Here is a 12,692-nt window from a genome sequence, read left to right on the forward strand (position 1 = left end):
CGGGAACCGGCGCCTGACGCAGGTGATCCTGCGTCAGGCGAGGATCCGCGGGGTGACCGTCAGGGGCGTTCCCCTTCCGGTTCCACCTGGCCGTGGTCCTGCAACCAGCGCGCGACCAGCCAGAAGAGGAGCGCCCACGAGGCACCGACGGCCCACCCGGCCAGCACGTCCGTTGGCCAGTGGACTCCCAGATAGACCCGGCTGACTCCGACAGCTGCCGTCAACAGGATGGCAAGCACCAGGAAGTAGATCTTGAGCGAACGGTTGGCGTGCATGCGCATGAGCAGGGCAGCCAGCGTGAGATAGGTAATCGCCGAGAGCATCGAGTGGCCGCTCGGAAAGCTGGCGGTGTAGACAATCGACTCATGCGGCACGAGATCGGGTCTCGGGCGGTCGAAACCGTGCTTCAGAAGGGTGCTGGCGAGTTGTCCGCTCCCGATTGCGCCAAGCAGAAGCCACATCGCTCGAACTTTGCCGAGAAGCCACAGGTATCCGGCAACCGAAATCGTCAGGATCGTCAGAATGCCGATTCCGCCCAGAGCGGTGAGATCGCGTCCAAGCTCTTCAACCCAGCCCGGGCCTATCGGGTCGGAAAGGTCTTGCGGGTTGCGCAGCGCGAGAAGCAGCCGGGTGTCGACGGCCTCGGACTCTCCCTCCACGACAAGGTCCGCGAGTTCGATGAAGCCCCAGACGCCGCCCGCCAGCAAGGCAAGCGTTATCAGGGGCCAGAGCTCCACTCGGTCACGCCAGCGTGCCAGATGTATTCTGAAGTTCATGCGTCAGCCTTTTTTGCCTGTCTAGTTGCAGGGCCGGGCATGTCAAAGCCGGCTCCGCCAGGAATAAACGGGACACCCGTCACGGTTGCGACCCGGGCCCGGGCGTGGTCTGGGGAATCATGCTCGCTTCCTCCTCCTTCGAGATCGTTCTCCTCACGACCGGTATCCTGTTGCTCGCCACGGTCTTTGCCGGGACGCTTTCGAGTCGTTTCGGCCTGCCTGCGCTGATCGGGTTCCTGGCATTGGGCATGCTGGCAGGCGTGAACGGACCGGGCGGGCTGCGGTTCAACGATTACGGGCTGACCCAATTCATCGGCATCGTCTGCCTAGTATTCATCCTGTTCTCCGGTGGGCTCGACACGAGCTGGCGTGCGGTGCGACGGGCGGCGGGCCCGGCACTGGTGCTGGCGACGTTCGGAGTGATTATCAGCGCGGGCATAATGGCTTTTGCGGCCGTCAACCTGATGCAGTTTGACTGGGCGCACGGGTTCCTGCTCGGCACCGTCATCGCCTCGACGGATGCGGCGGCGGTTTTCGCCATCCTGCGCTCAACCGGGCTCGATCTGGAAGGAGACGTCCCGGCGCTCATCGAACTCGAATCCGGCTCGAACGACCCAATGGCGATCTTTCTTGTCACCGCTGCGGTCCTGTTCATGACGGAACCTGACACCTCCATGCTTCGGCTGGTGCCGGATTTCTTCACGCAGATGATTTTGGGCGGGATGGTGGGACTCGCCGCCGGCTGGCTGATGCCGGAGATCCTCAAGCGCTCCCACTATCGGCACGGCGGACTGGCGTTCGTCATCTCGATCGCTTCTGCATTGGTCGCTTACGGGCTGGCGCAAGTCCTGGGCGGCAACGGCTTCCTTGCAGCCTATCTCGCCGGCCTGCTGGCCGGCAGCCGCAGCTATGCCGCGAAGAAGATCGTCTCCACCTTCCAGGACGGCATGGCGTGGCTGGCGCAGGTGGTCATGTTTCTTACCCTCGGGCTGCTGGTGGCGCCCAGCAACCTGGTCGACGTGGTGCTGCCCGGTATCGCCATAACCGTCATCCTGATGTTCGTGGCGCGGCCGCTGAGTGTGTTCCTGTGTCTTGCCCCGTTCCGCAGCTACGGCTGGCGGGCAAAGCTTTTCGTCTCATGGGCCGGGCTGAGGGGCGCGGTGCCCATCGTGCTTGCGACGTTTCCGATGGTGGCAGGTGTGCCGGGCGCCTTCGCCATCTTCAACATCGTCTTTTTCGTCGTCCTGCTGTCCAGCGTCGTTCAGGGGCCGACGATCAACTGGGCTGCCCAGCGCCTGGGGATCAGCACGCGTGAGGGGAATGATCAGGCTGCAGCGTTTGGATCAGTGCATTGAGCCTACTGCCGGACGTCGGATCGAATCCCGTCATCTGGCGCAGGAAGTTGAGCATCGGACCGATCGCCTTGGATGCCGCGACCGAGCGTGGCCGAACAGCCAGAGGCGCTCGCGCCCGTCGGTCGCGGCATCCAAGGGGCGGACTATGCGAATGTAGTGGGCGGCGTTACCTTGTCAGCCATGCGGCGAAAGACCGCGAAGTGACGCGCTCTGCAACGGTATGAGCATGAACTGAGGAAGCATCGTGTATCCATTCAGGCAGGGCTGCTACGCACCGCGGAACGGCTGGTATGTTGCGGCCTTTTGCAACGAAATCGGTGAGGACTTGCTGAGCCGCTGGATCCTGAACCAGCCCGTGGTCCTGTATCGGACCTCGACGGGTGAGGCCGTTGCGGTCGAAGGTCGTTGCCCGCACCGCCATTTCCCGCTGGGAGAGAGCAAGCGTGTCGGCGATGCGATCCAGTGCGGCTATCACGGGATTACGTTCGGCGCCGACGGAAAATGCACCTTCGTGCCGAGCCAGCAGACGATCCCGGGCGTCTACTCGATCAAATCCTACCCGCTTGTCGAGCGCGGCCTCTGGGCCTGGATCTGGCCCGGAGACCCTGAGCAGGCGGATGAAGCCCTGATTCCCGATATGACGGACATCGGCTTCGATCTCCCCGGCTACACGGCGATCCCCTGCCATTCGCTGCATGTCGAAGGCCGCTATCAGCTGCTCAACGACAACCTGCTAGACCTGACTCACCTCGGATACCTGCATGCGCCAAGCATCGGTACGCCCGACGATGCGGCGACACCGGAAGTACGGGAAGTCAGCGCCCGCAAGATCAGCAGCAAGCGGTACATGTACGGCACGCCGCAAACCCCCTTCATGCAGGAGCGGAATGCCTTTGACGGCAAGATCGACCGTGTGTCGGGCATGGACTTCCACTTGCCGGGGTTCCACGCCGGCATCGGCGAATCCCGCATCCCGGAAGAGCACCCCACGCGCGGCGGGGAACTGCTCCACGCCAGCAGGGTGTGGCACGCCGTCACTCCCGCGAAGCGTTACACCACCAACTACTTCTTCGCGATGTCCTCCAACGATCCGGACGGGCTGGAGCATGCCAGAAAAGCGCTGGCCCCGGTGCTCGACGAAGATGCCTTCGCCACCGCCGAGATCGAGAAGATGATCTCCACGCTGGATGAAATCCCGCCGGAGCTCATGCTCAAGAGCGATGCAACCGCAGTGATCGGCCGACGTGCCCTCCAGGCAATGATGGATGCCGAGATGGAGGGTCCAGCACCGGGATTCGGGAAGCGGGGGCAGGCGGGCTGATGCCGATCGACCCGAGCGGTTCACGGTGGAACCATAGCCAGCGTGGCTCGCTGTTTCCGCATGGCCAAGGCACTCGATCCGGCGAAGATATTCGAACGGTCCGCTGCTGAAGGCAGCCGACGGCTCAATCAGACACTGCTCCAGCTCCTCGCCACGGCTTTCATAGCCGGGTTCACGGTCGTTTTCGGTATCATCGCCATGGGCACGGTCGAAGCACTGGTGCCGCCTGAATGGGGTCATTTGTCGAAGCTGCTCGGGGCGCTGGCATTCGGGCTCGGCATCGTCTTCCTGGTGGTTGGGCGGGCGGAACTCTTCAGCGAGAATTTCTTCGATCCGATCGCGGCGATGTTCCAGTCAGACCATCACCGCCTGGTGGGAAAGCTCGTCCGCCTCTGGGTGGTATCTCTCATCCTGAACCTCATCGGGGGTGCGCTCTTCATCGTGATCGCCTCGGTGAATGGCACCCTTCCGCATGGCGCGGCGGAGGCGTTGAACCGGATCGCGGAGGAGATCGCGCACAGGCCGTGGCTTCCGACTTTCACACGCGCGATCATCGGCGGCGCACTCGTGGCGCTTCTTTCCTATCTCGTGATTGCGAGCGAGGAGACCATTAGCAGGATAGTCGTCGCTTACGTGGTTGGCGTGCTCGTCGCGCTCGGGCCGTTCGATCACGTGATCGTCAGCATGCTTCACGTCGGCTTCGGCCTTCTGTCGACGGCGAACGTCGAGCCCTCCCATGTCGCGGAGGTGGGACTGATCGCGCTGGCGGGCAACCTTGTCGGAGGCGTGGGGCTGGTCACTCTGTCCCATGTAGCCCAGGACAAGGCGGCGGAGCGCAATTCCAGGCACGGGGGCGGGAGCGAAGACGAGGCGCAATAAGCTGGCGCTATGCGGCCGTGTCGACGATCCCCATACGCGGGCACAGCTCACGTGCGCTGAAGGATACCAAGGCACCTGACGATGCCCCGGTATCCTTCATGACATACACTTTCCAAATCGGCCGGAGGCGGTCTGCCGGCCTTGCGCAGGCAGTTCGCCAACCGGCTACTTCGCGACGGAAGATGCCAGCATTTCCGGGGTCGGCGGCGCCGTATCCTTGGGATCGGAGCCCTTGTGCTTGTCGGTCAGGGGCAGGGGGGCACCGTTGGCGATCCCGAAACCGGCCTGCTCGCCGGCGAACTCGGCGTAGGCGACATTGACGTTCATGTGCGCGCGCGCCAGCGGCGTGTTGCCGTATTCGAGGCCCTTCTTGATGCGGGTGTCGAGCAGCGGCGCAAAGTCCGGGTTCTTCTGCAGCTCAGCCACAGCCGCGCCGGGCGGGTCCCCCCGATCGTACGCAGCCCTCGCCTCGGTGACGAGCGCCCGGTTGAAGCGCGCCAGACGCTGGAGCCCGGCCCAGTCGTTCACGTGACCATGCCCTTCGACGACGGTTTCGATACCGAGAGGCTCCACAGCGGCGACCAGCCTCTCGGTCTCCTCCGCGATTGCCGCCGCGCCGCCGGCGGGAAGGAATGGGGCCATGTTCCAGGCCATCACGTCGCCCATGAACAGCAGCTTTTCGGACGGGACCACCACGAACGTATCGCCGCCGGTATGGCCGACGCCGGTATGGTACAGCTCGATCCGCTCATCGCCGTGACCGATCGTAAGTCGATCCTTGTAGGTCTCGGTCGGCAGGAGCGCCGGATTGGTCTGCGGATTGGCCACCATCTCGGCCGCGGTGCCCTCGCTCATGATGATCCGCACGTTCGGGTATTGCGCCCGGATGAAATCGGTGCTGCCGATATGATCCGGGTGGCTGTGCGTCGCGATGATCGTGGTGATCGGCTTGTCCGTCACCTTCCTGACTTCAGCGAGGATGGCTTGCCCGTTGCCCGGGAGCTTGGTGTCGACCAGCGTTACGCCTGCGTCCTCCACGACTACCAGCGTGTTCCCGCCGCCGCCGAAGATCTTGTAGACGTTCCCACTGATGCGCTCGATCGGTTCGGGCGCGGGCAGCGACGGGCCGGCAGGCGCCGCGCCCCGGGGCGGGCCTGCGGCCGGCGCGGGCGGCTGCTGGGCAACCACCGCGGTGCTCAGGCCGCTAGCGAGAAACAATGCGAACAGCGCGCTTCTTTTCATATCACCCTCTCGTCTTCTTAATTCTTGTTGCAGGTTCGTAGCGGACGCGCGCGCGCCGGACAATCGTGTTCCCGCAGGCGCTTACGAAGGATCCTGTTCGCCCGGACTTGCGGAACGGCGGCGCTTCGGCAAGCATGGCTTTTCTGGAGGGAACATACTCATGATCAAGCCATGCCTGACCGCGCTCGCGGCGGTTCTTGCCACGCCTGCGCTGGCGCAGACTGCACCGGTGCAGTCTGCAGCCCACACCACCACCTACATTCACGCAGGCGCGCTGCTGGACCGGCCAGGAGAGTCTCCGCGGGGCAACAGCACCGTGATCGTGCGCGGCGACAAGGTAATCGAGATCCGCGACGGATTCTCTCCTCCCGAGGCGGGAGCGGAACTGGTCGATCTGAGGAACGCATTCGTAATGCCGGGAATGGTGGACATGCATGTTCACCTTTGGGGTATCGGCGGCGATCCGATGCGCGCGCGGCTGGAGGCCATGACCCGCGACCGGTTCGACGATCAGATGACGGCGGTTGCCAACGCCCGCACGACTCTTGCCGCGGGCTTTACCTCGGTGCGCGATCTGGGGGGCGATCCGCGCGGCGTTCGCGCCCTGCGCGATGCGATCGATGCTGGGCTGGTGGAAGGGCCGACCATCTCCAACGCCGGCAAGATGATCTCGGTCACCGGCGGGCACGGCGATCCCGGCAACGGCCTTGCGGAAGACTTTGCCGACATGGTGCACACCGGCGATCTCAACGTGTGCGATGGTCCGGACGATTGCCGCCGCGCCGTGCGGGCGCAAGTGGCCCTGGGTGCGCGTGTCATCAAGTTTGCTGCAACCGGGGGTGTGCTCTCGAACGTAAGCGGCGGCCTTGGCCGGGCGATGACGCCGGCGGAAATGCGCGCGATTGTCGAAACCGCGCATGCACTGGGTCGCAAGGTAGCGGCGCACAGCCACGCGGCCGAAGGGACGAAGGCAGCGCTGGAAGCGGGCGTCGACTCGATCGAGCATGGCACGTTCCTCGACGATGAAACGATTGCGCTGTTCAAGGCCAAGGGCGCGTACCTCGTGCCGACCGAGATTGCTCCCGTCGCCGCATTGGCGCAGGCGCGCGGCGGGGCCCTGCCGCCTGCCACCGTTGCCAAGGCAGAAGAAGCCGCCGCCGCAATGGCCGCAAACCACCGCCGCGCCTATGCCGCCGGAGTGAAAGTGGCCTTTGGCACCGACACTGGCGTTTCGAAGCATGGCGACAACGCCACCGAGTTCGCGCTTCTGGTGCAGAACGGCCTCACGCCCGCCCAAGTGATCCGCGCAGCTACGGTAGACGCCGCCGATCTGCTCGGCCGCGACGATATCGGCACGCTCGCACCCGGGAAGACGGCAGACATCATCGCGGTGACCGGATCGCCGCTTCAGGACGTAACGCGGCTGGAGCATGTCGATTTCGTCATGCATCGCGGCACGATCGCGAAAGAACGGCCCGGCAGCCGGTAACGTCCGGCGCCGGGGAGGGGACGACCCGGTGAGCTAACCCCGTTTCCGCACCCGTTTCAGGTGCGGAAACGGGCTGGCCAGATGCCCTGCTTTCCGGGGGCGAGGATACCCTTCGGGTCGAGGGTATCCTTCAGCGCTTCGTTGAGGCGGCCCATCGCGTGGTCGTTGAAGTCGAACGTGTCCGCCACCGCGTCCATGTAGTCGATATGGGTGCGGTACTCCCCGAAACCGGCTTGGTGGGTGTCGCGGATCAGGGTTTCGAACAAGGCGTGGACCTGCCGTTCCTGTTCCTTGCTGTCACGATCGTAGAGGATTTCGTTCACCGCCACCGTCTGGCGGCCGCCGACGCCGAAGGCGCCGTAGTAGTCGATGCCGAATTCCTCATAGCGCTTGCGTGCCCGGCGAAACTGCTCGGCCGCGAGCGCGGGGTCGGACGGCATGACCGGCGAAAACCCAAGGTGCCCGCCGCGTCCACCGTACCAGCCGATCATCGTCATATCGCGCGTGGAGGGGATCCCGGCATGGCTGAGGCCGAAATCGTCGCCCTGACGCCAGGTCCGCCAGTCGCCAGCGGAAACCGCGGCGTTCTTCGCGGCGGCAGAAACGATCTTCGCCTTCGCGGCAATGACCTCCTCAGGCCCGTAGAGATTGACCTCCGCGTTCCACCAGCCGATCTTGAGCTGTTCGCGGATCCTGGCGCCCACGCTCTCCGGCAGCAGGCCTTCGCCGTCCCAGAACATCGAGCGCGGGCCCACATAGCTCGCAATCCCGATATAGGAGACCCAGGCCGCATCGTGATCTATCACGCCGCGCAGGCGCAAGGGCGCGAACAGGCCGATGCCGCGTTCGATATCGTCGGCTTCGGGAAGTTGCAGGCTCAGCGTCATGGTCGCCTCAGGGGCGGGCATCAGCCACAGCCCCATCCGCGTAACGACGCCGAAGTTGGACTGGCAGAAGATCTGGTCCCAGCCGGGGCCATAGCTGTTCCGGGTCACGTGCCAGGCCGGATTGCCTTCCATCGCGCCAGCCCCGGTGCGCACCAGCGCACCGTCCGCCAACACGACCTCCAAGCCGCAGATTTGCGCCGCATGATCACCATAGGGCTGCGGTCCGACGCCGCGTTCAAGCGCATTGCCGGCAACGCTACCCCAGCTGTTGCCGGGGACGCTCATCCACAATCTATGGCCGCGGGCCGCCAGCGCATCGTGCAGATCGTAGAAGCTGACGCCCGGCTCGACCACGCAATAGCCAAGGTCTTCGTTGATCTCGAGAATGCGCTTCATGCGCGAGAGGTCCAGCACCACTGCGCCCGCCTGCACCGGCGCGGCGCCGCCATAACCGAAGTTCTTGCCCCGGCTGATCGGCCACAGCGGCACGCCTTCCTGCGCCGCCGTCTTCAGGATTTGCTGGATTTCCTCGACAGTCTCGGCCGCCACCGCTCCGGAAGGCTGGTGCCGCTCCGGGTCAAAAGCCATTGGGTCGGAATAGCCGGCCCGATCGATCGGGGCGGTGAAGACCCGATCCTCCCCGACGATGGAGCGTGCCGCGTCGAAGAAGCGTGCAACCGCATCGGTTTGGGTGAAGCCAGCCGGCATGAAGATCCTCGTGTTGTCTTGTGCGTAGCGAGCTGACGCCCGCGTGGAGGGGTTTGATTGTTAGGGCTAAAACTGCCAGGAGGCCATGGTCCATTGAGCGGGTGCGCCGGCGGCAGCGGTGCCGGCTTCCGATCAGAATCTTGGCTTTGGGGCGTCAGGCTGTGATGGTCTCCAGCGCCTCGCTAGCCTCCAGCCAGCTTGTTTCGGCTTCCGCCAGCCTGGTATCGAGTTCGGACCGGCGCTTCATCAGTTCGCTCGTGGATAGCCGGGACAGCCAGCCCGTGGCGGCGGAGGGGTCGGTCAGTGCCCCGTCGATCGCGTTCCGCTGCTCGGTGAGCTTGGCCAGGTCGGCTTCCGCAGCCTTGGCTGCCTGCCGCAGCTCCTTTTCCTTCTCGCGCGTCTCGCTGGCGGCCTCGCGCTGCTTTTTCCTCTCGGCCTTGGAGGACTTGGTGCCTGTGCTGTCCTTGCTGAGCACGAAGGCGATGTAGTCATCCAGCGATCCGTCGAACTCCCCCGCCGTGCCATTATCGACCAGCACCAGTCGGTCGGCAGTCATCTCGATCATGTGGCGATCGTGGCTGACGATCACCACGGCTCCGGTATAGGCGTTGAGCGCCTGGATCAGGGCCTCACGCGCATCGACATCGAGGTGGTTGGTCGGCTCGTCCAGGATCAGCATGTGCGGAGCGTCGCGCGTGATCAGCGCCAGGGCCAGCCGGGCGCGCTCTCCGCCCGACAGCTTGCCGACTTGCGTCGTCGCCTTCTGCCCCTGAAAGCCGAAGCGCCCCAGCTGCGCCCGCACGGCGGACTGGCTGGCGCCCTGCATCATCAAGGTCATGTGCTGAAGCGGCGTCTCCTCGCGGTCGAGTTCTTCTACCTGATACTGGGTGAAATAGCCCACGCGCATCCGGCCGCTCGCGTTCATCTCCCCTTCCATGGGTGGCAACTGCGCCGCGAGAAGGCGGGCGAGGGTCGTCTTGCCGTTGCCGTTGCGTCCCAGCAGGGCCACCCGGTCATCGGGATCGAGCCGCAGGTTGAGCCGCTTCAGGATCGGCGTCTCAGCGTAACCGACCGCTGCCATGTCGAGCGTGATCAGCGGCGGGCGCAACTCGTCCGGATCCGGGAAATCGAAGGTCAGGCTGGGATCGTCGATCAGCTCTGCGATCGGCTGCATCTTTGCCAGCATCTTGGCGCGGGACTGGGCCTGTTTGGCGGTAGATGCCCGGGCAGAGTTGCGCGCGACGTAGTCCTGCAACTTTTCGCGTTCAGCCTGCTGCCTTGCCTTGGCGGAAGCCAGCTGGGCCTGACGTTCGGCCCGTTGCCGTTCGAACGCATCGTACCCGCCGGGATAAAGCGTCAGCTTCCCGCTCCCCAGATGGAGGATGTGGTCGACCACGCTGTTGAGGAAGTCACGTTCATGGCTGACCAGAAGGATCGTTGCCGGATAGCTTTTCAGGAAATCCTCCAGCCACAGCACCGCCTCAAGATCGAGGTGGTTCGACGGCTCGTCGAGCAGCAGGAAGTCGGGCTGGGAGAACAGCAGCCCCGCCAGCGCGACGCGCATCTTCCAACCCCCGGAAAAGCTGTCGAGCGGCCTGTGCTGCGCTTCCTCGTCAAAGCCTAGGCCAACCAGGATCTGCGCCGCGCGGGAGGGGGCCGTGTAGGCGTCGATCGCGATCAGCCGCTCATAGACATCGGCCATCCGGTCCGGGTCTTCGCATGTTTCGCTTTCCGCCATCAGCGCCGTTCGCTCAACGTCGGCCGCCAACACGGTCTCGAACGGCGTGGCCTCACCCGTCGGAGCTTCCTGCGCGAGATAGCCCAGCGTCGTCCCGCGGGGCATGGTAATCGATCCGGTATCCGGCTCGATCAGCCCCGTGATCACGCGCACCAGGGTTGTCTTGCCGGCGCCGTTGCGTCCCACAAGGCCGATCCGGCCGCGCGGCGGCAGCTTCGCAGTGGCGCTGTCGATGATCGTGCGGCCGCCAAGCCGCACGGTAATGTCGGTGAGATTGAGCATGGCTGCGCCGCCTAGCAGAACCCGAAGCTGTCCCCAAGCACGTGCGTCTCGGCCGGCACCATCTACAAACCTTCTGGCGACCCCTCAGAGGGACGAGCCAGGTAAGTCGGGATCCTATGAAGGAATGGTTGCTCCCAACAGGCCGATGCGTGCAACAAACAAAGACACGGCAGGCGACCAGGTACAAGTGATTATCCTCCGCCGATCACGTTCGAACATCAGCCTGGTCTAAATAAGTGCATTTCGCTCCGCGTAACTTCCTTCTCCAAATAAACGGCGCGGCAGGCGCCGGATTGGTCGTCTGCTTGCTACAAGAGATGTGCCACCGGTTTCTGGGGCACGGAAGGATTGGACGTTTTCGACGATGTTATCGGATGCAGCAGCTGAAAAGCTCCTGCGGAAGCCCGTTCGACGTCCGCTGCCGCGATGGTTTCGCTCCAGGGATTCTGGACGCGGGCGCATCTGTCGTGCGCCCGCTGCCTCGCGACGACCTTGCGGCACGACCGGTTCGGCTATGCCGGCATTCCGGTTGCTGTGTTCGAGAGTTAGAAGGAGAAACCACGGATGAACTGGTTCCAAAAGTACGCGCCGATACGTCTGAAGCTCCGGATTGCGGTTGGCGTGGCGACCGCTTTCACCGCGCTGGCGGCCCTTGGCGCGTTCATCGGTGGCTGGATCGGAGGCGCGATCGGCCTTGCCGCGACCCTTGGCGTGCTGGCGCTCGGGCTCTGGGCGCGGGAGGCGATCGCCCATCCGTATGTCTCCACTGTGGTTCGCATGGAAGGATTGGCGGCTGGCGACCTGACCAGCCCGATCGAGTTCATGGATTACACCGATTGCGTTGGGCGCATGACCACGGCGATGCTGACCTTTCGCGACACGGCCGTGGCCCAGAAGACCAGCGTAGAGGAGCAGACGCTGGTGGTCGCCGCACTTGCCGAGCAGCTTCGCAAGCTTGCCCAGGGCGATCTCACAGGTATGGTGACCGTCGACTTCCCACCAGCTTATGCGGAACTCAAGACGCACTTGAACGACGCCACCCGCCACCTTCGGGAGATGGTCGGCGCGGTCAACGACAGCGCCGAGGCGATCGGCACCGGCACGCGGGAAATTGCGGAAGCGGCTGACGACCTGGCGCGGCGCACGGGAACCAGCGCCGCCAGCCTTGAGGAAACGTCCGCCTCGCTGGTCCAAATCGATGAGAGCCTGAAGGTAGCCGCCAGCGATTCGGAGATGACGGTGGAGCGTGCCAGCGGAGCCAACGCGGCAGTCGAAAGCGGTCGCGCCATTGCCGAGCAGGCCGTCCAGGCGATGGGCCGCGTCAGCGACAGCGCCAAGGGCATCGATGCGGTGATCGAAGGCCTCGACAAGATTGCCTTCCAGACACGCGTTCTGGCCATGAACGCGGCAGTCGAGGCGGGAAGGGCCGGAGATGCGGGGCGCGGCTTTGCGGTCGTCGCAGACCTCGTCTCCGCGCTCGCTCGACGTGCCGAGGAAGAGGCAAAGTCCGCACGCGACCAGTTGACCGTGACGCAGGCCGACATCGGCACGGCGGTAGAGGCGGTGCACAAGGTAGATGGCGCCCTTTCCGACATCAGGGGCGGTGTGCATGAAGTCCATCAGTTGCTGGGCAAGCTGGCAGCCGACAACAAGACCCAGTCGGACTCGGTTTCGCAGATCAGCACGGCGATCGGCAGCATGGATGAAGCCACCCAGCAGAACGCCGCCATGGTCGAGCAGGCCTCGGCTGCCGTGGGTAACCTGCTGAATGAGGTTTCGGCGCTTTCCCAGCGCGCCGCACTGTTCAACATCGGCGATTCCAGGCCGGCGCTGCACAAGGCTGCTCCCAAGGTTGCACCGCTGGCCCTTGTCACTCGTGCGGCGAAGGCCGCACCGCGGATTGCAAAGCCGCTGCCGTATCTCTCCCCGGTAAAACCGCTGCCCGCCGCCAACAGCATAGGGGCCGATGGCGAAGCCGATCAGTGGAAGGATTTCTAGAAGAACGGAACGAATGC

General features: G+C 64.5%; 9 protein-coding genes. 5 read left to right on the forward strand and 4 right to left on the reverse strand.

Annotated features, from left to right (window positions below; translation table 11 throughout):
* Positions 1–59: 59 nt before the first annotated feature.
* Positions 60–776, reverse strand: a complete 717-nt coding sequence (locus ELY13_RS11230; protein WP_126174013.1) for a phosphatase PAP2 family protein — start codon at positions 774–776, stop codon at positions 60–62.
* 104 nt (positions 777–880) lie between these two features.
* Here ELY13_RS11230 and ELY13_RS11235 point away from each other — a divergent pair, with 104 nt between their 5' ends.
* The 3 genes from ELY13_RS11235 (at position 881) to ELY13_RS11245 (ending at position 4,331) form a co-directional block, all read left to right on the forward strand.
* Positions 881–2,131, forward strand: a complete 1,251-nt coding sequence (locus ELY13_RS11235; RefSeq protein ID WP_241233666.1) for a potassium/proton antiporter — start codon at positions 881–883, stop codon at positions 2,129–2,131.
* 244 nt (positions 2,132–2,375) lie between these two features.
* A complete protein-coding gene (locus ELY13_RS11240) occupies positions 2,376–3,452 on the forward strand; it encodes an aromatic ring-hydroxylating oxygenase subunit alpha (RefSeq protein ID WP_126174014.1) in 1,077 nt (358 codons plus the stop codon).
* A 42-nt stretch (positions 3,453–3,494) separates the two neighbouring features.
* Positions 3,495–4,331 carry a formate/nitrite transporter family protein gene (locus tag ELY13_RS11245; protein WP_241233667.1) on the forward strand — a complete coding sequence of 279 codons (837 nt, stop codon included), beginning with the start codon at positions 3,495–3,497 and terminating at the stop codon, positions 4,329–4,331.
* A gap of 165 nt (positions 4,332–4,496) precedes the next feature.
* Here ELY13_RS11245 and ELY13_RS11250 read toward each other — a convergent pair whose 3' ends face one another.
* Entirely contained in the window at positions 4,497–5,573 is a 1,077-nt protein-coding gene (locus tag ELY13_RS11250) for an MBL fold metallo-hydrolase (protein WP_126174015.1), read from the reverse strand.
* Positions 5,574–5,733: 160 nt separating this feature from the next.
* Between ELY13_RS11250 and ELY13_RS11255 the strand changes: the two genes are divergently transcribed.
* The gene (locus ELY13_RS11255) at positions 5,734–7,062 is read left to right on the forward strand and encodes an amidohydrolase family protein (protein ID WP_126174016.1); all 1,329 of its coding nucleotides are present in this window, start codon (positions 5,734–5,736) and stop codon (positions 7,060–7,062) included.
* A 56-nt stretch (positions 7,063–7,118) separates the two neighbouring features.
* Here the strand turns inward: ELY13_RS11255 and ELY13_RS11260 are convergent, their stop codons facing one another.
* Together ELY13_RS11260 and ELY13_RS11265 are read right to left on the reverse strand one after the other, a co-directional pair.
* Positions 7,119–8,657, reverse strand: a complete 1,539-nt coding sequence (locus ELY13_RS11260) for an FAD-binding oxidoreductase (RefSeq protein ID WP_126174017.1) — start codon at positions 8,655–8,657, stop codon at positions 7,119–7,121.
* A gap of 154 nt (positions 8,658–8,811) precedes the next feature.
* Positions 8,812–10,677, reverse strand: a complete 1,866-nt coding sequence (locus ELY13_RS11265) for an ABC-F family ATP-binding cassette domain-containing protein (RefSeq protein WP_126174018.1) — start codon at positions 10,675–10,677, stop codon at positions 8,812–8,814.
* A gap of 564 nt (positions 10,678–11,241) precedes the next feature.
* Between ELY13_RS11265 and ELY13_RS11270 the strand changes: the two genes are divergently transcribed.
* Positions 11,242–12,675: a methyl-accepting chemotaxis protein gene (locus ELY13_RS11270; RefSeq protein ID WP_126174019.1), complete on the forward strand. Its 1,434-nt coding sequence runs from the start codon at positions 11,242–11,244 to the stop codon at positions 12,673–12,675.
* The last annotated feature ends 17 nt before the right edge of the window (positions 12,676–12,692 follow it).

Source organism: Altericroceibacterium xinjiangense, assembly GCF_003958635.1.
GTDB classification, from domain to species: domain Bacteria; phylum Pseudomonadota; class Alphaproteobacteria; order Sphingomonadales; family Sphingomonadaceae; genus Altericroceibacterium_A; species Altericroceibacterium_A xinjiangense.

Coding starts and splice junctions, on each gene's coding strand:
- ELY13_RS11250 (WP_126174015.1), bottom strand. CDS start 5,573: ATGAAAAGAAGCGCGCTGTTCGCATTGTTTCTCGCTAGCGGCCTGAGC.
- ELY13_RS11270 (WP_126174019.1), top strand. CDS start 11,242: ATGAACTGGTTCCAAAAGTACGCGCCGATACGTCTGAAGCTCCGGATT.
- ELY13_RS11230 (WP_126174013.1), bottom strand. CDS start 776: ATGAACTTCAGAATACATCTGGCACGCTGGCGTGACCGAGTGGAGCTC.
- ELY13_RS11255 (WP_126174016.1), top strand. CDS start 5,734: ATGATCAAGCCATGCCTGACCGCGCTCGCGGCGGTTCTTGCCACGCCT.
- ELY13_RS11265 (WP_126174018.1), bottom strand. CDS start 10,677: ATGCTCAATCTCACCGACATTACCGTGCGGCTTGGCGGCCGCACGATC.
- ELY13_RS11260 (WP_126174017.1), bottom strand. CDS start 8,657: ATGCCGGCTGGCTTCACCCAAACCGATGCGGTTGCACGCTTCTTCGAC.